The sequence below is a fragment of the Nocardia sp. NPDC051570 genome, from assembly GCF_044454005.1.
Classification (GTDB): Bacteria; Actinomycetota; Actinomycetes; order Mycobacteriales; family Mycobacteriaceae; genus Nocardia.
Genome location: NZ_JBITDI010000009.1, coordinates 114,903 through 136,349, shown reverse-complemented (window position 1 = coordinate 136,349; position 21,447 = coordinate 114,903). Strand labels below are relative to the sequence as shown.

General features: G+C 67.6%; 12 protein-coding genes. 2 read left to right on the top strand and 10 right to left on the bottom strand.

Annotation, left to right across the window (positions count from 1 at the left end; translation table 11 throughout):
- Positions 1 to 8: 8 nt before the first annotated feature.
- The 8 genes from ACIA76_RS23455 to ACIA76_RS23420 form a co-directional block, all read right to left on the bottom strand.
- Positions 9 to 1,763 carry a phytoene desaturase family protein gene (locus ACIA76_RS23455; protein ID WP_397154054.1) on the bottom strand — a complete coding sequence of 585 codons (1,755 nt, stop codon included), beginning with the start codon at positions 1,761 to 1,763 and terminating at the stop codon, positions 9 to 11.
- Entirely contained in the window at positions 1,760 to 3,223 is a 1,464-nt protein-coding gene (locus ACIA76_RS23450; protein WP_397154052.1) for an MFS transporter, read from the bottom strand. The genes ACIA76_RS23455 and ACIA76_RS23450 overlap by 4 nt, the downstream gene beginning before the upstream one ends.
- Entirely contained in the window at positions 3,223 to 4,803 is a 1,581-nt protein-coding gene (locus ACIA76_RS23445) for a PfaD family polyunsaturated fatty acid/polyketide biosynthesis protein (RefSeq protein ID WP_397154050.1), read from the bottom strand. Before ACIA76_RS23445 ends, ACIA76_RS23450 begins: the two co-directional genes overlap by 1 nt.
- A complete protein-coding gene (locus tag ACIA76_RS23440) occupies positions 4,800 to 7,196 on the bottom strand; it encodes a hypothetical protein (RefSeq protein WP_397154048.1) in 2,397 nt (798 codons plus the stop codon). Before ACIA76_RS23440 ends, ACIA76_RS23445 begins: the two co-directional genes overlap by 4 nt.
- Positions 7,197 to 7,206: 10 nt before the next feature.
- Positions 7,207 to 12,012 (bottom strand): hypothetical protein, encoded by a 4,806-nt coding sequence (locus ACIA76_RS23435; protein ID WP_397154046.1) that lies wholly within the window; start codon positions 12,010 to 12,012, stop codon positions 7,207 to 7,209.
- Complete coding sequence (locus ACIA76_RS23430) at positions 12,005 to 14,197, bottom strand: SDR family NAD(P)-dependent oxidoreductase (protein ID WP_397154044.1); 2,193 nt, start codon at positions 14,195 to 14,197, stop codon at positions 12,005 to 12,007. Before ACIA76_RS23430 ends, ACIA76_RS23435 begins: the two co-directional genes overlap by 8 nt.
- Before the next feature lie 128 nt (positions 14,198 to 14,325).
- Positions 14,326 to 15,285 carry a phosphopantetheine-binding protein gene (locus tag ACIA76_RS23425; RefSeq protein WP_397154042.1) on the bottom strand — a complete coding sequence of 320 codons (960 nt, stop codon included), beginning with the start codon at positions 15,283 to 15,285 and terminating at the stop codon, positions 14,326 to 14,328.
- A gap of 44 nt (positions 15,286 to 15,329) precedes the next feature.
- Positions 15,330 to 18,239, bottom strand: a complete 2,910-nt coding sequence (locus ACIA76_RS23420; protein WP_397154040.1) for a beta-ketoacyl synthase N-terminal-like domain-containing protein — start codon at positions 18,237 to 18,239, stop codon at positions 15,330 to 15,332.
- Between the two features lie 315 nt (positions 18,240 to 18,554).
- Here ACIA76_RS23420 and ACIA76_RS23415 point away from each other — a divergent pair, with 315 nt between their 5' ends.
- Together ACIA76_RS23415 and ACIA76_RS23410 are read left to right on the top strand one after the other, a co-directional pair.
- A complete protein-coding gene (locus ACIA76_RS23415; RefSeq protein WP_397154038.1) occupies positions 18,555 to 19,352 on the top strand; it encodes an SDR family oxidoreductase in 798 nt (265 codons plus the stop codon).
- A gap of 23 nt (positions 19,353 to 19,375) precedes the next feature.
- A complete protein-coding gene (locus ACIA76_RS23410) occupies positions 19,376 to 19,783 on the top strand; it encodes a cupin domain-containing protein (protein ID WP_397154036.1) in 408 nt (135 codons plus the stop codon).
- Positions 19,784 to 19,788: 5 nt separating this feature from the next.
- Here ACIA76_RS23410 and ACIA76_RS23405 read toward each other — a convergent pair whose 3' ends face one another.
- Entirely contained in the window at positions 19,789 to 20,109 is a 321-nt protein-coding gene (locus ACIA76_RS23405; protein ID WP_397154034.1) for a hypothetical protein, read from the bottom strand.
- Positions 20,106 to 21,305, bottom strand: coding sequence for a Rieske 2Fe-2S domain-containing protein (locus ACIA76_RS23400; RefSeq protein WP_397154032.1), 1,200 nt, complete (start codon positions 21,303 to 21,305; stop codon positions 20,106 to 20,108). The genes ACIA76_RS23405 and ACIA76_RS23400 overlap by 4 nt, the downstream gene beginning before the upstream one ends.
- Positions 21,306 to 21,447 lie beyond the last annotated feature (142 nt).

The following is a 21,447-nucleotide window of genomic DNA, read 5'->3' as shown; positions in this document are numbered from 1 at the left end:
GCGACGGATCAGGCGGTGGCGTCGTGCCGCACGCGGCCGAAGCCGCGGCTCGCCCGCAGCGGATCGGCCTCGATGGGGTAGCGGCCGAGGCGGCTACGATCGGCGAGTACCAGACCCGCCTGCACCTCGGCATCGAGATCGCGGTCGAGAATCGCACCCGCCGCATGCATTCCGCTGAGCATCGCGCCGAGCGTGCCCGGACCCCAGGCTGTGCTCGCACCGGCCAGGAACAGGCCCGGGATCGGGGTGGCCGAGCGCGGCCGGAACATGCCGAACTGGCTGGGCCGCAGCTGCAGACCGGCGGCGCTCTGCGTTCCGGTGTAACGGAAATGCGTTGCGGAGGTGGCGGCCTCGCGGAAGCGCACCAGCGATCGGGCCCCGGGGTAGACCTGCTCGACCCGGTCCAGCATGCCCTCGAGGAGGATCTCCTTGACCTCCTGGTAGATGCCCGACCGGCGGTAGGAACCATCGGCCAGCTCCTGCGGCTCGATGCCCCACACCGGTCCCACGGGCGGCACGATCGACAGCATCTCCACGGAACCGCAACCGGGCGGGGCGGATCGGAGGTTCCCCGGATCCCGGGTCGTCCCGGAGAACAACATCCCGGGCATGCGCGCCGCGTGGTCGCGCGCCCACTCCTGGGGAACACGGCCCTGCGCATCGGTCGCCAGATCCGGGATGATCCGCGACAGATTGCGGACACTGGTGGCATCGTCCCAGCTGGGTATGACGTAGTAGTTGGCGTTGCGCTGCTGTCGCATATCGAGTTCCAGCCCGAAGTACGCGGCCAGATAGGGCGTCGCCATCTTCCAGCGGTCGACCCGCCGGGCCAGCCGCCACGGCAGCCGATCGCGGCCGATCAGGTCCAGATAGGTCTTCTTGATATCGATATCGGACACCACGACCGGGGCGTCCAGCGTCTCACCGTCGTCGAGCCGCACACCACACACCCGCCCACCCTCGACGCGGATCTCCGAAACACTTGTGCTGGTGCGTATTTCGCCGCCATGGGCGACGATGACATCGGCGAAGTTGGCGGCCAGCGATTGCGCTCCGCCCTCGGGATACCAGGCGCCGCCGGAGATGAAGCCGTCCATGAATCCCGCATGCAGGCCGACGGGGGCGGCGGTCGGGGCCGACGCGTACGCGCCGGAGTACTGCGAAAGCACCTGGATCGCACGGGGACTCAATCCGCAGGCGGCCAACAGCACCCCATGCGGCACATAGCGCCAGGGCGCGGCCGCCCCGCCATGCCGCCAGGCTTGTGCCTCACCACGCAGTGAGGCCGCCGCCCGGCTGCGGTCGACGCCGCTGCCGAGCTTGCGCATGACCGAGAGGTAGCGGCGCAACGCCCGCTCCTCCCCGGGGAAGGCCGCGATCAGGTTGTCCAGGTAACCATCCCAGTCCGAGGGGATCCGCAATTCGAAGTCCGGTCCGACCACGATGTCGTAACCGTCGCGGTCCAACGGCCGGAAGGTGATCCGGTCCTCGAGTCCCACACCGCGCAGCACCCGCGCGGTCAGGCCGTCGGGTCCGCAGTCGCCGATGTAATGCATGCCGATATCGAATTCCCATTTACCCTGCCTGCGGAACACATGCGAGAAACCACCCAGCACCTGGTAGCGCTCGAGCAGCAGGGTGCGCTGTCCGGCGGCGGCGAGATAGGCGGCCGCGGACAGCCCGCCCAGGCCCGCGCCGACGACGATCGCATCCCAGCGCGCCGGTCCGACCCTGTCCATCTGCCGAGATTCGTTGAGCGTCACCGATTTACCTCCTGGGATTCGTCGGACAGCAGATCAACCCGCTTACGCGGTATCGCGGCCCCGGCCGCCGCGCCGACCATCAGCACACAGACCGACAGCCACAGCGCCGGGCGCATGCCGTTACTGAACGACATGCCGATATCGGCGAACGAATGGATCGGGGTCGCATAGTGCGCGACCACCGAGGTACTCACCGCGATGCCGAGCGCACCGCCCACCTCCCGCACGGTGCTGTTGGCGCCGGAGGCCTTACCGCGTTCGTCCGGGCGCACCGAGGCCAGCACCACCGCGGTCACCGGCGTCCACACGATTCCCATGCCGATGCCGCCGATCACCAGCGCCGGAATCGCATGCGTATAGGGCAGGCCCTCGCGGCCGATCAGGGCCAGCCAGCCCAGTGCCACCGCGTCCAGCGTCATTCCGATCGCCATCAGCCGCCCGCCCCCGACCCGATCGGTCACCAGCCCGGCCAGCGGCGCCGTGATCAACGGCCCCAGCGACCACGGCAACGTTCGCAATCCGGCCTCGAACGCGTTGAACCCCTGCACTATCTGCAGATACTGCACGAGCAGGAAGATCGCCCCGAACAGCCCGAAGTAGAAGGTCGCGGACACCACATTGCTGAGCACGAAACTCGGGATCCGGTAGAAGCGCAGCGGAAGAAGCGGATTGGTGGTGCGACGCTCCCAGAACACGAAGGCGATCAGCAGCGCCACCGCGGCCACGAAGGCGCCGTCGATCCGCGCCGAGGCCCAGCCGTATCGGTGGCCGCTGACGATCGCCCAGACGAACAGCAACACCGACGCGCCGCCCATGACCACACCCGGCAGATCCACGGCCCGGTCGGGACCCTCACTTTCCCGCACCGCCGCCACAATCAATACGACCGCGACGACACCGACCGGAATGTTGATCCAGAAGATCCACTGCCAGGCCAGCCCCTGGGTGATGGCGCCACCGATGACCGGCCCCAGCGCGGTGCCCAATCCGGTCATCGCGCTCCACAATCCGACCGCGGCGCTGCGCTTTTCGGGGCGTACCGATTCGGCGATCAACGTCAGCGACAGCGGCATCGCCGCGGCCGCGCCCGCGCCCTGGATGACCCGGCCCAGGATCAATATCTGTACCGTGCCCGACAGCCCGCACACCATCGATCCGACCATGAACAGCACGAGTCCGGCGAGGAAGATGCGGCGTCGCCCGAACCGGTCGCCGAGGGCCGCGCCGGTGAGCAACAGGCTGGCGAACGACAGCGTATAGGCGTTGACCACCCACTGCAGCTGCGCCTCATCGGCATGCAAGCTGTGTGAGATCGGTACCAGCGCGTTGCTGACCACCAGATTGTCCAGGGCGACCATGAATTCGGGAATCGAGCAGGCCAGAATGGCCAGCAGCGCTCGCCGCCGGGTCCGGCTCGCACCGTCGTCACGAATGTCCATCCGCGCCTGCGCGATTGCCATCACACCACCTCCGCGATGATCGGCGCCACGGGCCGATAATGGCGCAGGTGCGCGGGCAAGCCCACGCCGAGCAATGCCAGCTGATTGATCCGCGCACCGTAGGCCGCACCCTGAAGCAGTTGCCGCGCAACGTCTCCGGCGCGCCGATCGTGCTCCAAGTACGTACCAGCCGCCCATTCGTTGAACGCGCCCATCGAAGGCCCGCACCAGATCTGGTAGTCGGCCACGCGATCGGCCTCGCCGGAGCTGGCCCAGCGCGACGCCAGGCCCAGGTACCACCGGAAGATCAACGCCATCGCGCGCTTGGCGTCCCCCGTCGCCCGCTCGACCTGAGCCGGATCGCGCGCCTGGAAGTGGGCGACCACATCCGCCCAGACGTCCTCGACGGGGCGGCGCAGGATCTGCTGCTCGAGCTTGGTCCGTTCGGCGTCGGGCAGCGCGTCGATTCCGTCGTAGCCGCGATAGAGGCTGTAGAGATGTTTGGCCCGCATCGCGAACATGGTGCCGCGCTTGAGCACCTGCACATCGACGCCGAGTTCGAACATATCCGAGGCGGGGGCCATCTCACAGTCGCTGACCTGGGCCGCGCGCAGCAGTTTCCGTGCGGCATCGGAGGTTCCCGACTCCGCACAGGATTGATTGACCGAACCGGTGACGACATACTCCGCGCCGAGCGCGAAGGCGGCCGCGACCGCGGCGGGAGTGCCGAGGCCGCCCGCCGCACCGACCCGAACCCTGCCCGGATACCGCCGCTGGGCCTGGACAGCATCGCGCTGGGCCGCGATGGCGGGCAGGATCACCGACAGCGGACGACGATCGGTATGCCCGCCCGAATCGGCCTCGACGGTGATGTCGTCGGCCATCGGCACCGTCGCGGCCAGCTCGGCCTGTTCGCTCGAGATCACACCGGACGACAGCAGCTGGGCGAGGATCGGTTCGGGCGCCGGGTGCAGGAACCGCGCGGCGACCTCGGCGCGAGACACCTTGGCGATCACGCGGTTGCCGATCCGCGTCCGGCCGTCCGGCCCCCGCGTCAGCCCGGCCACGCGATAGCGGACGAGGGCGGGCGTCAGATCCATGAACGCCGAGGCCTCCACACAGTCGACACCGCGACGCAGCAACAGCTCGACCAGGGCCGTTTCCATGGCGGGTTCCTGGGGGCTGTGGATGAGGTTCACGCAATAGGGCAGGCCCGGGATCTCGGCGGCGAACCTGGTCAGGGCGGCGTCGACGCGATCGACGGAAAGACCTGCGGCGCCGAATGATCCGAGACATCCGGCCCGCGCCATCGCGATCACCAGATCCGCCGAGGCGATGCCCCCGGCCATCGCGCCGGACATGTACGCATAGCCGACCCGGTGCGCGGTACGGAAGTCGCTGGAGCCCAGCCGATTCGGCGGCAGGGGCGCGGCCACGGTGAGAATCCGGGCGCTGGGGCCGGGCACCTCGTTGGTCAGCACGATGCCGTCGGATCCCTCGACGACGTAGCAGGGCGCCTCCAGCCGACTCAGAACCGCATACGGATCCGCGACGCCGGATGCCTCGTGACGCGCCGTCTGGCCGATCGTCTCGATCGTCATCGCGCGATCACCTCCCAGGTGGGGCGCACCTCGACCGCGACATCGCTGACCTCGTAGATACGCAGACCCGGTTTCCAGACGTTCGCATCCGCGATGACCAGCAATCGGTCCGGTTCGCGACGGATCTCCTTGATGCTGAGGTCGAAGGTCATCTGCTTGTCGTGGACCTCGACCTGCCCCCGGTAACTCCAGCGCACCTGCACTCCCACGGGAGCCTCGAAGGTCACCGGACCCATGCCCGCGGCGAGGCCGGTATCGAGCACATAGGCCTGCAGGGCCTGGACCAGCGACTCGATACCGAGCGTGCCCGGCATGACCTTGTCCAGGTCGTTGTGGACATCGAAGTACCAGTCGTTCGGATCGATCGCCCGGCAGCCGTGCACATACCCCTTGCCGTGGACGCCACCGCCGGGAACGACGGTGATCTCGTCGACCAGGCGCAGCCGCCCCTTCGCCAGCCGCAGTCCGGTCCCGGCTTGCGGCTCGCGCCATCGATCATCGGTACGCAGCGAAAGGGTATGCGCCCCGGTCGGATTCGGATGCTCCTCCAGCCAGCTCGGCCGGTACGTGCCGCCGTCGAGCCCGCGCTGGGATCTCAGCCACTCCCCGGGGAAGTAGCCGTAGAGCGTCTGCCCCTCGTAGAACAGCTCGCCATCGGTGAACAGGCGGAAGGCGAACCGCTGCAACAGCACACCGGAACCCGGCAGATGCGTCCGCAGCGTCGTCTCCTGCCGAATCGTCTTGCCGCGCAGATTGATCGGCCGCGTCAGCGTGGCGTAGCCGTCCAGGTTGCGGACGAACAGATCATCTTCGGGAAACAGCAGCGGACCGCCGAGCAGATAGCCGAGCAGCAGCGAGGACTGCAGCGCGATCTCCTGGAAGATGAAGTTCGGCGTGGTCGGGGCCCCGTTGTCGTGGTAGTACCACCACTCCGGCGCCGAATCGTATTCGGTCACGATCGAAGCGCCCTCGGTGAATTCCCCGGGCGTCCCGTTGAACAGCTGAATCCGGTCGAACCGCTGATAGTCGCCGCCCGGCGTCCGCGGCACGCGATTACCGATTCCGGTGGCCTCGCTCAGCTCCGCCCCGATAGCCGCGGCGAATTCGCCGACCCCTGCCAGGGCCAGATGGAATTCGTTCGAATGCGTGGCCTCGCCCTCGTGATTGCGGCGGCCGAGGAACGGCATGATCCCGTCCGCGCCGGGGCCGATCGGCGTACCCGGCTTCTCCCGGACCTGCACCGCGAGATCGGTCAACCGCAGCACCGGTTCGCCGTCGGCGCAGACCGTGACATCGGCGACCACGGTCGGCCGCGGCAGCAGGGAGACGTCGGTGATCTCCGCGCGATAGGAGACCCTGCGGATGTCCGGGGTCACCTGCCCGAGCAGATACACCCCGGCGGGAATGTCGAACGCGGGCTGGAATTCCCCGTCCGGGAATACCAGATGCAACCCCGTGTACATCGCGAACACCTGCAGCAGTTGCGCCGCGCCCTCGGCGAGCAGGGTGGCGGGCACCGCCGAATCCCCCTGCACGCCACGGAAATACCAGCCGTTCGGATCCACGGCCCGGCTCGCGATCAGCTCGCCGAAACCGCGGGAGCCGCCGTGCCGATCGATCATATCGATCTCGTCGAGCATCCGAATTCCGCCGTGGGCGAGGCGAATCGACCGATTGCAGCCGTCGGCCCGTTGATCCCAGTACCGCCCGAATACCGTCGCGAGCTCACCCCGGGTGAGTAGATCGATATCCTCGTCCACCAGGCACGTCCGGACGCTGCGTTCCAGCGGCTTGAATTTCGTCGGCGCCCTGGGATCGCGGCGATGACTGCCCTGTCTGTCGGCCAGTTCCCGACGCCCGGCCAGTAGTTCGGTCGGTGCGCCGAATCCGGCGCAGGCGTCGGTCATCTCCATGACGAGGGTGTCACCGATATGGCATCCGAAGGTGAAATGCACCAGCAGAATGCCGCCTCGGGCCTCGAATCGCGTGATGTCCGCGCGGAATCGGATCGTCTGCCCCACGCGCGGCAACCGACCGTGGAAGACCGGATCGGCGGACAGCAGCCGGAACACCTGCCCGGTGCCGAGCCGGAGACCGAGATGCTCGATCAGAGTGCGCACACAGTCGGTGGTTTCGACAACGACACCGGCCGCGACCACACCGTCGAGGGTGTACCAGGCATGTTCGGGGACATCGTATTCGGCGGTGATCGAGGCGGGCGGCTCGAATCGGCCCGGCGCGCCGCGCATTTCGATCACTCGCGAGACGAACTGATACAACGGCAGATCCGGCGATTGCACACCATCGGCGACGGAAGGACGTCCGGCGACCCGATCGAGCTGCTTCAACAGCCGCTGCTGCAGGGCGACCTGTGCGGTGAGTTCGTTGAGCATGGCATTCTTCCTAACGAGCGACCGGCCGAACCTCGACCGCGATATCTGTGAGCTGGTAGATGCGCAGTCCGGGCTTCCAGACGTTCGCATCGGCGATGATCAGCAGCCGTTCCGGTTCGCGCCGGATCTCCTTGACGCTGACGTCGAAGGTCATTTCCTGATCGCCCTGATCGATCTGGCCCCGGTACCGCCAGCTCGTCGGCACGCCGACGGGCAGCTCGAAGGTCACCGGCCCCATGTCCGCGGCGAGGCCGCTGTCGATCACGTACAACTGCAGCGCCTGAATGAGCGCCTCGACACCGAGCGAACCGGGCATCACCGGGTCGCGGTGGAAATGGCAGGCGAAGTACCAGTCCTCCGGATCGATCACCCGGGTGCCGTGCACATAACCCTGGCCGAACCGGCCGCCGCCGGGGACCACCGTGGCGTTCTCGATCATGCGCAGATGCCCGTCGCCCAGCCGCAGTCCGGTTCCGGGTTGCGGCGCGAACCAGCGATCGTCGGAGCGAACCGCGACGGTATGCGCCCCGGGCGGATTCGGATTGCCCTCCAGCCAGGGCGGCTGATACTTGCCCGCGTCGAGTCCGACCTGATGGCTCAGCGCCGCGGCGTCGAAGAAGCCGAACAGCGATTCGCCCTCGTAGAAGACCTCTCCGTCGGCGAACAACCGGTAGGAGAACCTCTCCAGCACGGCGCCGGGGACGCTCTGATGCATCTGCAACACCGATTCCTGCCGAATCGTCTTGCCGCACAGATCGATCGAGCGCAGCACGGTGGCCACACCGTCGAGATTGCGGACGTACACATCCGGCTCGTCCGACAGGAGCAGGGGCCCACCGAGCTGGACGCCGAGCAGGATCGCCGACTGCAGCGACGTCTCCATCAGGACGCAGTGCGGCATATTCGCCGTCCCGTTATCGCGGAAGTACCAATCCTCCTGCGCCGCATCGAATTCGGTGACCAGTTCGATACCCCTGCCGAATTCGCCGCGGGTGGCGGGCAGGCGCTGGATGCGGTCGACGAATTGGAAGATCCCGTTCGGCAGCCGCGGCATGACCCGCTCGTCGAATCGGGCGAAATCCTGTCCCAGCGCGGCGGAGGCCGCGCCGCGCGCCGAATGCGCGAGATGGTATTCGGTGCCGATACTGGCCTCGCCCTCGTGATTGCGCCTGCCCAGGAATCGAACCGCGCCGTCGGGGGCGGCACCGCTCGGCGTACCCGGCTTCTCCCGGACCTGCGCCGAGAGATCGGTTATCCGCATGATCGGTTCGAAATCGGCGTAGACGGTCACGTCGGCGACGACGGTCGGCCGCGGCAGCAGAGTGACGTCGGTGATCTCCGCGCGATAGGAGATCGTCCGGATCTCCGGGGTCACCTGCCCGAAGACGTGCATCGCGCGGGCGATATCGACCGCGGGCTGGAATTCGCCGTCCGGGAACACCAGGTGCAGCCCCAGATACATCGCGTAGACCTGCAGCAGTTGTGCGGCACCCGCGGCCACCAGCGTGGCCGGCAGCACATCGTCTCCGGCCGCGCCGGTGTGGAAGTACCACCCGTGCGGATCGACGGTGCGGCGGGCGGTGAGTTCACCGAGGCCGCGGGGTCCGCCCAACCGGTCGATCGCGGTGATGTCGTCGAGCATCCGAATCCCACCGGGGGCCAGGCGGATCGAGGGATTGCAGCCGTCGGCCCGCTGATCCCAGTTGGGACCGAATACCGCACCGAGCTCACCGTTGGTCAGCAGATCCACATCCTGGGAAAGCAGGCTCACCCGGTCGGTGCGCTCCAGGGGTTTGAACGGGGCGCCCGCCGTGGGAGTGCGCTGATGCCTGCCCCGCAAGGCTTTCGCGGATTCGCGCCCGGTCAGCAGTTCGCCGGGTGTGCCGGATCCCGCACAGGCGTCGGTCATCTCCATGAGAAGGGTGTCGCCGGTGTAGCACCGGAAGGTGAAGTACACCAGCATGCTTCGCCCGCGTGCCTCGAATCGTGTTGCCTCGGCGCGCAATCGGAGGGTGCGTCCCTCACGCGGCAGACGGTCGTGGAAGACCGGATCGGCCGACAGCAGCCGGTAGACGTTGCCGTTACGGGTGTCCAGGCCGAGATGTTCGAGCAGGGCGAGCACGCATTGGGTGGTTTCGATGACCATCGCGGCGGGGACCGTGCCGTCGAGGGTGTACCAGGCATGTTCGGGGATGTCGTATTCGGCGGTGATCGAGGCGGGGGGTTCGAATCTGCCGGGTTCGCCGCGGATCTCGACGATCCGCGAAATGAATTGGTACAACCGCGAATCCGATTCCACCGCGATCCTGGCCGGCGCCGGGACGGGCACATCGACGGGCTCATCGCGCAGCAGTTGTTCCATTCGCGCGTGCGCGGCCAGGAAGGCGTGGTGGCCCGTAGCGGTGCTCGGCGCGATCGCCGCCACGGCCACCGCGGCGGGCGATCCGTCGATGGCGCGCTCGCGAGCCGCGATCGGCATATCGTGCGCCGGCGCTCGATCGACCGCAGCGGCGGCGGCGAGATAGTCGGCGATCGGCACACCGTCGAAGGTGATGGCGTCGTATTCCTCGGACACGGGAGACCTCCTGCGGCTGCGCACCCGGACCCGGGCGCACTGGGGTGTGCCGGCGGGCCACGGCTCGCCCAGCAGTTGTTTCAGATCGACGGCCAGGCCGTGGCTCATCAGTTGTGCGACGGCGCGGGCGAGCGCCGATCCCAGGGGCATGCCGCGGCGGTCGATCGCCACGGCCAGATGGTTCCTGTCCCGCAGCGAATCATCGGCCCACCGTGCGCAATTGGCGCTGGGACCGACGTCGACGAAGTAACGGAACCCACGATCGTGGGCCAGCCGCGTCAACCGGGGAAAGTCCACGGTATGGCAGACGGTGTGCGCGACATGGTCGGCCAGGCGTCCGCGATCGCCGATGTCGACCCGGTCGTAGCTGTAGGCGGTCAGCAGTTCGCCGGGATGTTCGGTCGCGATGATCGGATGGTCGGCCACCCGCGCCAGCGCGCCCGCCTCGGCCTCCGACGGCGGGCAATGCGCCACCAGGGCGTCGGGCCCCCGCACCGACGGGCAGCCCACCCGGTCGACGACCGCCCTGCACTGCTCGGGCCAGCCGGCGATGACGACCTCGCGGGGGGTGTTCACGTGAGTGATGTAGACGCGGTCGAATTCGGCTACGACAGTGGCGATTTCGTCGGCATCGCCCAGTAGCACCAGGACCGTCCACACCTCCTCGTCCGGCGTCTCCTCCGGCACCGACCACGGCTGGCGCACACTCTGTTTCCGGCCACCCAATCGCTCGGTGAACAATCCGGGCGCGGGACTGACCAGATCGACGATCGCGCTGTGATCCCACACCCCGAGCGACATCAGCATGCTGCACTCCCCCAGGCTGTAGCCGAATCCGCCGTCGACCCGGATGCCGAGCAGATCCCGCAGCAGCGCGGTGTGCACGATCCCGAAGGTGATACCCGTGCTGAGCAGCCCGGCGACATCCTCCTGCATGGCGGCCTCGTAACGCTTCAGCGCCTGCCGGTCCAGCCCGTCGGTCGAGCGCGGACACACCAGGTGTCGACGCAACATCTCCGCCTGCCCGCTGTCGTCGAGCAAGGTCGACAACGCCGGGAACAGACGTATCAGGTCCCGGCCCGCCCCGGGATAGGTGGAGAAGGTTCCCGGATACATCAGGGCGACCCGGCCGGCCGGTCCGATCGGCGTCGCGGTGCAGAAGCTTCCGGCGGGCGTGATCCATTCCCCTTGCTGGGCAATGACATCCGGAAGATCGCGGATCGCGGCCTGGAGTTCGGTGCGCAGACGCGGCCCGTCGGAGGCGACGAGGACGGCCGTATAGCGGCCTTCGGCGGGCGCGGCGGCCCGGCGACGGCACAGCGCTACGGCGTCGGTGTCACCGGCCAACTCGGCCAGGCAATCCCGGGCGGCCTGTGCCAGCTCCGCGCCGCCCTCGGCGCTCAGCGCCAGCAGTAACGCGCCGCCGCCCGCGACCCAATCGACCGGCACGTCACGGCCTTTCGTGGTGGCCGTGGACAGCACCAGATGTACGGCCGTCGAGCCGTCGTAGGCCGCGATCGCCGCGGTTCTGCGGCCCGTCGGGCCCGGCCACATCCACGGCTGCTCATCTTCGGTGCGGCACAACGTGGTCGGGACCGATTCGATGAGCACGCCGGGCGGCGTGGCGGGCAGCATGGCCTCGTAGACGCAGCGCGCCCCGGCGACGAGCGTGCCGAGCACGGTGGTCGCGGGTGCGCCGACCACCGTCGAGAGCGGATGGCCCTCGGCGGGATAGGCCGGTGTCATCGCGGCGACCACATCGGGGTCGACCATCCCGAGCCAGCCGACCTCCCAGGGTCGAATCCCGGCCTGCCGCAACGCTGTTCGCGCGGCCGTGCCGATCGCGTCGGCGCCGGTCGCGGCGCAGACGGCATCCAGCCTGGCATATCGCAGGTCGGCCGTGCCGGAGGTTCCGGCCAGCACCACCGACGCCGCCTCGCCGGAACCGATCTCACCTACCAGGACGGCGTCGATCATCGTGTCGGACAACAGCGTTCGGGCCCGGTCCAGAAGCGACACCACCCCGGCCACCTCGACGGGCCCCGAGAGGCCGCGTTCGCGGGCGAACCGCCGCGCCGCATCGAGATCGACGCCCGCGAACAGGACGGCGACACCCTCGATCTCGAAACCCGCGGCCAGCTCGATGCCCGCATCCGCGAGCGCGGCGTCACCGACCGCCGACAGTGCCGCGCCCTGTCGCCACGCCGTCCCGGCGATCCGCACACCGACTACCTCAGACATCGGCGGGCCTCGTCCCCGCGTTCTTGAACTTCTCGACAAGCGCTGCGCTGGTGATCAATTCGATATTGCGGAAGCGCAGCAACACCCGCCCGCTCGGATCGCATGCCTCGACCGTGCAGCGAACCAGCGGCAGAGCCACCTCGGGCCGATGGACCACCAGATACATCGGCTCGGCGTCGGGCAGCGGCCCGAGCAGCTCGGTCGTGATACAGCCGGTCGGCAGGGCCGGGACGCCGACGGTCAGATATGAGCGCAGCGCCGTGCCGTGTGCCACCACATCGGCGGTCAGTGGGCGGTATCGATCGGTGCCGCAGTAGCCACCGGCCCAGTCCGGGACGGGCAGCTGAGCGGACAGGATCAACCGCTCACCGTCGTCGGCGAGGACGGCACGCAATCCCCGCATCGACGGTCCGTGGAACAGCGTCCCGTCCTGATAGCAGGTCACCGGCGTGCCACCGGTCAGCGGCGGCAGATCCGTGTACTGGTTCGTCGTGGCCGAATCCGGTTCCGGCAGAGTCGAACCGACGGTCGCGCGATAGCGTGGCCGATTCGTCTCGTCGGTGACCAGCACCGACACCTCGGTCGGTCCGATATCCCGGATCGTGAAGTACAGCCGCGGCGCGGGTGAGTCGAAGACGAGTCCCTTGAGCACCTTCAGATCACGCGCAGAGCGGATCTCCAGACCCGGATGCGTCTGCCCGACCACGTCGAAGATGGCACCCAGGGCGACCGTCGCGGGCAGCACCGGATGGCCGTCGACCATATGGTCGCCCAGCGCCCGGCTTTCGGCGATCGGCCGCATATCGCGGCTGATCCGGATCTCGCGGCCGGGGACGATGGCCTCGGGGAGTTCCAGCGGCGCGGGCGGCCATTGCCCGATCTGGCACATCACGTCCCGGGAGCGGGCCGCGGTCAGCTGTTCGGCGAGCATGGCGCCACCGTCGGTCAGCGAGATCGGGGTGATGCCGCGCATGAGCAGGAACTTCTGCAGTTCCGGCCGCAGCATGCCACCGGCCAGCGCACTCCAGTTGATCGATGTCACCGCGATCGCGGGATGGCGCAGCTTCAGCGCGCAGGCCAGATGGTTGAGCGCATCGTTGGCCACCGAATAGGACGCCTGCCCGCAGTTGCCGAATGTCGCGGCCACCGACCCGAACATCACCGCATGCCGAAGCCGATCGGCGTCGACCGCGGCGAGCAGTGCCGACCAGCCACGGATCTTCGTGGTCAGCACCGTCGTGATCGCCTCGGGCGTCAAACCCTCGATCAGCTGATCGGCCAGCACCGCGGCGCCGTGCACGAGTCCGGTGATCCGGTCCCGGTAGGGGGCCAGCGCCGCGCGGACAGCGACCGGATCGCTCACATCCACCGCGAGGTATTCGACCTGCCCTCCCTGGGCGCGCACCTGGGCCAGCGTCGCCCGGATCTCACGCTGGGCGAGCAGGGTGCCCGAGATGTTCCGCAGTTCCAGCGGCGTCGTGGATTGCCCCGTCGCCTTCCGGTGCGCGGCAACGGCTTTCATCAGTTCGGCATCCGGGACACCCGCGGCCCATTCCGGTTCCTCGGCGAGTCCGGTGCGGCCCAGCAGCAGCAGACCGCAGTGGAACCGCGCCGAGACCGCGACCGCGCAGGCCGCGGTGACGCCGCGACCGCCGCCGGTGAAGACGAGCAGATCCCCGGGACCGGGTTCGGCCGTCTCGGGAGCGTCGATGAGCGGGTCCGCGGAACTCTCGCCGAATTCGAGTGTCCGGCGTCGGGCGTCGGCGCCGTAACCGACCTGCGTGAGTTCGGTTCTCGGATCGTAGAGTTCGGCCAGCAACTGCGCCGCGCACCGATCCACACCCTGTTCGCTCGCCAGATCGATACCGCGGCAGAACAGTGTCGGCGCCTCGATTCCCAACGTCTTCACCAGGGCGAAAACGCCTCCGAGCGTGGCCTTTTCATCATCGGCGACACCGGTGAGGCCGAAGGCGCCGTCGAATTGGGTGACCGCCAGGAACGCGGCCCGGCCACCGGCCGCGGCCCGTTCCAGGATGGGTTTCGTGCGCTGCGCCAGCAGCATGACCTCCGTCAGCGCCGCGACCGCCGCGGCGCCATCGGCCGGATCCGTCGGGGCGAACCAGACGACCAGATCGAACTCGTCCGCCGACTCGTCATCGCGAACCTGCCAGCCCGAGGAGCGCAACGCCGCGGCGAAGCTCTCGGACAGTCCGCCACGGTCACCCGTGATCAGGGCATAAGGCTGGTCGCGAAACCCTGCCTCTAGGCGATCGGGAACCGGCAGTTCGCCGAGGTGTGCGAACGACCGCCCGATCAGGCTTTTGGGGCCGCCTCCGCCACGGTCGCGCCGCTCGCGCCCGCGCCGCCGCCGTAGCGCGCGAGGAAATCGGTGATCTCGCCGAGCGTGCGGATCTCACCGATCTCCTCCATCGGAACCTCGCCCACGGACGGATACTGATCCCGCATCGCGCCCATGATCTCCACCCGCTTGATCGAGTCGACGCCCAGGTCGGCCTCCATCTCCATCCCCGGCTCGAGCATGTCGGTGGGGTAGCCGGTCTTATCGGCGACGATGTCGAACACCACCCGCTGTGCGGTCGCGGGATCGAGACCGGCGGCCGGTGCCGCGGCGGGGGCAACGGGTGCTGCCGGAGCGGGTGCGGGTGCGACGGGTGCTGCCGGAGCCGGTGCGACGGGCGCGGGGGCCGGTGCGACGGGTGTCTCGATGACGAGATTCGCGGGTTGTGCTGCGTGCGCACCGTTTCCGTTGACCAGGGGTGCGGGTTGCGTTGAACCGTTTCCGTTGACGAGGGGCGCGGGTTGCGCTGCGTGCGCACCGCTCCCGTCGACGAGAGGCGCGGGTTGCGTTGCGTGCGCACCGTTCCCGTTGACAACAGGCGTCGGTGCGACGGGGACCGGGGCGACCGGAACCGGTGCGGCGGGTACCTGCGGTGCGGCCGATTCGGTCGGCGGGGCGGCGATCGCGGTGCCGCCCGCCAAGGTGTTCAGCGCATTGTTGGCGTTGGCATGTGCTTGGCCGAGTGCGACACTCTGCCAGGCCACCGCGCCGATACTGTCGAGGACGTCCTTGCGCGGGCTACCGCTGCCGATCTCGGCGGACAACAACTCGGTCAGACGCTGACCGACGCCGAGCTGCGAGGCGAGGAAGTCCCGATGCAGCGCGAGATAGTCGTTCAAGGCGCCAGCGGTGGGAGTGGAGGAGGCGACCCCGTTGGAGGAATGGCCGTTGGTCGAGGCAAGCGAGGTGGTCATGTCGAACTCATTTCCTGTATTGCGGTGAGGGATAGCCGATTCCGTCATGCGGCGGAGGATGGAACGGGACTAAGGTGATGCGAATTCACGATCGGCAGTGATCCGTTCGCCGCCACCACGCTCGCGCGGTAGCCGTTGTGCAGCAGTCGGTCGTGTTCCTCGATTCGTTTCGGCGGCACGTAATTCGCGCCGTTCAGCGGAATCCGCAGCCGTCCGGCCTGCTGTTCGGGCGGAATCGGCGCGGTGTAGCGGTTGATTCCGGTCAGGGGCATGCCCAGCACCAGCAGTCGCGCCGCCAGCTGCTTGACGGCCCGGTCGGAATCCTGTCCACGCCCGGCGTCCGCGCTCAGCACCACAACATCCTCGCGGCCCTGCAGGGTCTTGCGGACCAGTCCGGAAAGCACTGTGCCCGGCCCGAATTCGACGAAGATCCGGAACCCGTCGTCGTACATCTGCGCGATGCGAGCGGAGAAGTACACCGTCGACAGGAGCTGCTGGACCAGGTTTTCCCGATTGCCTGCCAGATCCGCCACGTACTGGGCGGTGGCCATATTCGAGTACACCGGAATGCTCGGCTCGCGAACCTCCACCTCGGAGACGGCACGCCGGAAGCCCTCGACCGCATGGGCGATATACGGGGTGTGGAATGCCCTGGACACGGCGAGCTCGCGCACCGTGATGCCGTTGTCGGCGCAGACCGCGGCGAAGGCCGACACCGCGGCCGATCCCCCGCCGACCACCACCTGATCGGGCGCATTGATATTGCAGACGAATACATCCGGATGCCCGGCCAGCAATTCGCGCACGCGATCGACACCACAGGACAGCGCGGCCATCGTGCCCGCATCGATGCTGTCGTCCGGATTGCCGGCCATGGCCGCGCCGCGCTCGGCGGCCAGGCGGCGGAATTCGGCATCGGTGAGGCTGTCGGCCGCCCACAGCGCGGTGAGTTCGCCGAAACTGTGCCCCATCGCGCCCTCGGCGCGGAACCCCAGTTCCCGCAGATACTTGTACTGCCCGACGGACAATGCGCCGATCGCGGGCTGCGCGTATTCGGTCCGGCGCAGCGCAGCGTCCTGCTCGGCACGCCGCGCGGCATCGAAGGCGGGCGGCGGGAACACCACCGCACCGAGGGATTCGGCTCCCGCGAACGCCATTGCCGTCGCATCGAATTCGAGTCGCAGCGGCGGAAGCGTCATGACCGCGCGCGATCCCATCTCCGGATACTGGCTGCCCTGCCCGGCGAACAATGCCGCGACGCGGCCCGCCGCGGGGTTACCGAGGTAGGCGGAACGCCGGTAGAAGATCGCGCGATCGACAGCGAATTCCACGACCGCGGCATCGGCGCGCAACCGCTCGACCGCCTTGGCACGCAACGCGGCGAATTCGGCCGGATCCGATCCGACGATCGCCACCCGCACATGCTCGGCGGGTATCGGCTCCATCGAATCATCCCCGGCCACACCGGATTCGAGCTGTTCGATCAGATCAGCGACGGTGGCCGCATGCCAGGAGTACACCAGCGCCGCGGGCTGCGACACCTGGGTATCGTCGCCGATCGCCTCGTATTCCTCGAGGACGCAATGGAAGTTCGTGCCACCGAATCCGAAGGCCGATACCGCGGCGCGCCGCCGAGTCCGGCTCGGATCGAGAATCCACGGCCGGGCAACCGTATTCACGTAGAACGGTGAATCGTCCAGACTCGTGGCCGGCCGGTCGACATTGATGGTGGGCGGCAGCACCTTCTCGTGCAGCGCCAGGGCCGCCTTGATCAACCCGGCCACACCCGCGGCCGCCTTCGTATGTCCGATCTGCGATTTCACCGATCCGAGGGCCACCGAATGCGTACCGGCCCCGGCCATCTCGAACACATCGCGCAGCGCGGACACCTCGACGCCATCACCGACCGAGGTTCCGGTGCCGTGACATTCGACGAGTCCCATCTGATCTGCGTCGAAGCCCGCCTCGGCGTAGGCGCGGTGCAGCGCGGTGACCTGCCCCTCGCGCCGCGGGGCGTAGATACTCTTGAACCGTCCGTCGCTCGACGAACCGATGCCACGCAGCGTGGCATAGATCCGATTACCGTCGCGCTCTGCGTCATCGAGACGTTTCAGCGCCAGCATCCCGATCCCCTCACCGCTGAGCGTCCCATCGGCCGATTCGTCGAACGGCCGGACCCGGCCCTCCGGGGAGAATGCGGGGGTCTTGGAGAAGCACAGATAGTTGAAGGTCGTGTTCTTGAACTCGGCGCCGCCGGTGAGCATGAAATCGGCCCGGCCGGACAACAATTCGTCGACGGCCAGCCGAACCGCGGTGAGCGAACTCGCACAGGCCGAGTCCACCACGAAGTTCGTGCCGCCCAGATCGAATCGATTCGCGATACGACCGGCGATGACATTACCGAGCGCGCCCGGAAACGAATTCTCTTCCCACGGCGCGAAAGACGAACTGTACTTGGTGACGATCTCCTCGGCATCGCGCTCGGAAAGTCCGCATGCCAGCACCGCCTCACGAATCTGCGGCGTGAACAATCGGGCGTTGAACCCCTCGGAAATCGAGGCGCCGCCGATAGTGCCGAGCACCACACCCGCACGGCTGGCGTCATACCAGCTCGAGCCGAAGGCGCCGGCATCGATGAAGGTCTGCTTGGCCACCGTCAGGCTGAGCAGCTGCACCGTATCGGTGACCTCGATCACGTTGGGCGGTATCCCGTATTCCATCGGATCGAAATCGACCGTCGGGACGAATCCGCCCACCTTGCAATAGGTTTTGTCGCGCGCCTTCGGATCCGGATCGTAGTAGTCGGCGATCCGCCAATGGCTTTCCGGCACGGCCTCGATGCAGTCGCGGGCCGCGATGATATTGGCCCAGAACTCCCGGACATTCCGGGCCTGAGGGAACAAACCGCCCAACCCGACGATCGCGATGGGGGTCCGCGAGAGTGACGATTCCATCTTCGCTCCTCTGAATGTTGCGCTGCGCCGGTCGATCCTGTGATGCCATCGCCCGGATCAACAGTGAAACGGAGCTGGAACGGTTCGATCGATGCGGTTACCGGAGACTTTGGCAATCAGCCATGAACCTTGTGAACATGTAATGTTCCAAATGGAAGTAATAAAGACGCTACGCCGCATCTGGTCGGTTGACCCGAACGTATACAGATTCTTTACATTGCTCCGGATAAGGCGTCTTTTCGGCTGCGGATAGGTCACTTCTCGGACAAGCCCGGCACCCCCGGACGCGGCGCTCGCTGCCTAGACTGATCGTCCATGGCATCCCGAACCGTCCTGATCACCGGCGCCTCCTCGGGCATCGGCGCCGCGACCGCCGCCGCCCTGGCCGCCCGCGGCTTCCGCGTCATCGGCACCAGCCGCAAACCAGAGGCCATGGCCGAGTCCGCGCGAATCCCGGGGGTGGAGTACCGGGCGCTGGATCTGGCCGATACCGCGGCGATCGAGACCTTCGCCGCCGAGCTGGGCGAGATCGACATCCTGATCAACAATGCCGGGGAGAGCCAGGCCGCCCCGCTCGAGGAGCTGCCGATCGATGCGATCCGAAGACTGTTCCAGGTCAACGTTTTCGGCCCGGTGCGGCTCGCACAGCTGGTGCTGCCCGGTATGCGGACGCGCGGGCGCGGCCATATCGTGATGGTCGGCTCGATGCTGGCGAGCTTCCCGCTGGCCTACCGCTCCTCCTATGTGGCGACGAAGACCGCGATCAAGGGCTTCGCCGATGCCATGCGGCGGGAGGTGTCACCGTTCGGAATCGCGGTCACCACAATCGAACCCGGTTCGGTCAATACCGGCATCACCACCCGGCGCGAGGTCTTCATCGGGGAGAACTCGCCCTATCGCGCCGAACTGGACACCGTGCTGGCCGTGCTGAAACGCAATGAGGCCAAGGGGATTTCGTCCGAGAAGACGGCGGAGACGATCCTCCGGGCGATCGAATCACGCAAGCCCTTCGTCGCCGTCGGCAGCCGCGCCCCGCTGGCGTTCGCGCTGCGGCGGCTGCTGCCGCAGTCGATGATGGAACGGATCACGGCCACCCTGCACGGCCTGAAGTAATGCGACGACCCGGAGGAGATCCGATGCCCGACAGGCCCGCGCTAGCGGCAGCACTCGATCTGCAACCGCACCCGGAGGGTGGCTGGTTCCGCGAAACCTGGCGCAGCCCGGTCGAATTCGAGCCCGCGGGCTACACCGGTCCGCGCTCGACCGGGACCGCGATCTACTTCCTGCTGCTGCCGGGCGAGAAGTCCGCACCGCATACGGTCCGCTCCGACGAGATGTGGCTGTGGCATCGCGGCGGCCCGCTCGCGCTGAACATCGGCGGCGAGGAGATCATCCTCGGCCCCGGCGTGGAACACGGTCAGCTGCTACAGGCCGTCGTCCCCGGCGGGGTCAGCCAGTGGGCCCATCCGGCGACGGATGAATACGTCCTGGTCAGCTGCATCGTCTCACCGGGCTTCGACTTCGCCGACTTCCGGATGGACTGAGGCGATCACTCCCCGACCGTGAGCATGCCCTCGCTCACGGCATGGTCGATGGTGCGGTCGAGATCGGGGCAGGACTCCGGGCGGCCGGGTCCGCCGCCCAGCTTCCGGAACATCGGGCAGTGGGCGGCCGGATCCACCGTCCACTGCACCGATTGCTGATGGGAGCTGGCCTTGCGCACCAGCACCCGGGTGCCGCAACCCGCGCAGGCGAGCGGGGTCATCCCGTCCTCGAGATAGCGCTGCCGGTCGACGACCGTCTGGGCGCGCACCTGCGCGAGCCGTTCCGGACGATCCGCGAAATCCGGTGCCTTCGCCCACTTGGTCATCCGGCGTTCGCCTCCTGCTCGGCCTCGGCCTCCCGCTTGCGCCGCAGATTGTCGGCGACCTCGGCCTCCCACACCTCGTTCGCCTTGGTGGTGTCGACCTCGAATTCGAAGCGCTGCACCGACTTCGGTTCGATATCGGCGACATCGACATAGAACTGGTCGTACCAGCGGCGCAGCTGATAGACCGGACCGTCCTCCTCGCACAGCAGCGGATTATCGATCTTGGACTTATGCTTCCAGATCTCCACATCCTGCAGGAAGCCGATGCTGATGCCCTCGGTCATCTTGGCGGCCAACTTCTTCGACGCCTGCTCGTCGATGCCCTTCGGCTTCTCCAGCGTGATGCCCCACTGCAGCATGAACGAATCCTGCGTCACCGGATAGTGGCAGTTGATGAGCGCACTGCGCACCTCGAACCCGCCGTAGAAGTTGTGCAGTGGGTTCACCATGTAGGAGGGGCCGTAGTACGCGGCCACCGACTTCAGCAGCGTCTCGCCGTACTGCGTGCCCATCCCGACGTCCTGACGGTTCTTCGTCTCCAGGAACTGGGACGCGATATGGCCCTCGAACACGTTCTTGAAGTACGTCGGATAGGCGAAGTGGATGTAGAAGAAGTGGGCCATATCCACCACGTTGTCGATGATCTCGCGGCAGTTGGCGCCCTCGATCAACATCGAGTTCCAGGTCCAGTCGGTCCATCCGCTGCCGAGGATCTCGGTCGAGTTGCCCTCGGCGTCGGTGTACGCGCCCTCGATATACGGGATGGTCACCTCGTCCGGCGGCGGATTGCCCTCGTGGTCGTGCCAGACGAACAGCTGGCCGTTGCGCTCCATGGTGATCCACGAGCGCGTGCGCGCCAGCGGGGGCACGCGGCGGGCATACGGGATCGCGGTGCATCGGCCGTTGCCGCCCCAGCGCCAATCGTGGAACGGGCAGGCCACCGAATCGCCTTTGATCTCGCCCATGCTCAGGTCGCCGCCGAGATGCCGGCAGTAGGCGTCGAGCACCCGCAACTCCCCCGAGCTGTCCGCCCATACGACCAGTTTGGTGCCGAACGCCTGCACGGCGTGCGGCTTGCCGTCCCGGAACGCCGCGGCCATGCCCAGGCAATGCCAGCCCCGCGCGTACCGCGTGGGCATGGATCCGATATCGATCTCACGGATCTTCCCGCTGCGCGCAGGTGCGGTTTCCGCCATGATGATCCCTCCTCTGAAGTACTAGAACACGTTACAAAATTGTCGGACCCAGCGCTACCTATCGCCGCGACCACCAGGCAAAGGCCCGACCATCCCGGCGACCGATACCCGTTCTCGACAGGAATAGGAACGTGTTCTAGTG

What these genes read in the sequence shown, in the direction of transcription:
- ACIA76_RS23450 (WP_397154052.1), bottom strand. Translation starts at nt 3,223, where the DNA reads ATGGCAATCGCGCAGGCGCGGATGGACATTCGTGACGACGGTGCGAGC.
- ACIA76_RS23445 (WP_397154050.1), bottom strand. Translation starts at nt 4,803, where the DNA reads ATGACGATCGAGACGATCGGCCAGACGGCGCGTCACGAGGCATCCGGC.
- ACIA76_RS23440 (WP_397154048.1), bottom strand. Translation starts at nt 7,196, where the DNA reads ATGCTCAACGAACTCACCGCACAGGTCGCCCTGCAGCAGCGGCTGTTG.
- ACIA76_RS23435 (WP_397154046.1), bottom strand. Translation starts at nt 12,012, where the DNA reads ATGTCTGAGGTAGTCGGTGTGCGGATCGCCGGGACGGCGTGGCGACAG.
- ACIA76_RS23425 (WP_397154042.1), bottom strand. Translation starts at nt 15,285, where the DNA reads ATGACCACCTCGCTTGCCTCGACCAACGGCCATTCCTCCAACGGGGTC.
- ACIA76_RS23420 (WP_397154040.1), bottom strand. Translation starts at nt 18,239, where the DNA reads ATGGAATCGTCACTCTCGCGGACCCCCATCGCGATCGTCGGGTTGGGC.
- ACIA76_RS23415 (WP_397154038.1), top strand. Translation starts at nt 18,555, where the DNA reads ATGGCATCCCGAACCGTCCTGATCACCGGCGCCTCCTCGGGCATCGGC.
- ACIA76_RS23410 (WP_397154036.1), top strand. Translation starts at nt 19,376, where the DNA reads ATGCCCGACAGGCCCGCGCTAGCGGCAGCACTCGATCTGCAACCGCAC.
- ACIA76_RS23405 (WP_397154034.1), bottom strand. Translation starts at nt 20,109, where the DNA reads ATGACCAAGTGGGCGAAGGCACCGGATTTCGCGGATCGTCCGGAACGG.
- ACIA76_RS23400 (WP_397154032.1), bottom strand. Translation starts at nt 21,305, where the DNA reads ATGGCGGAAACCGCACCTGCGCGCAGCGGGAAGATCCGTGAGATCGAT.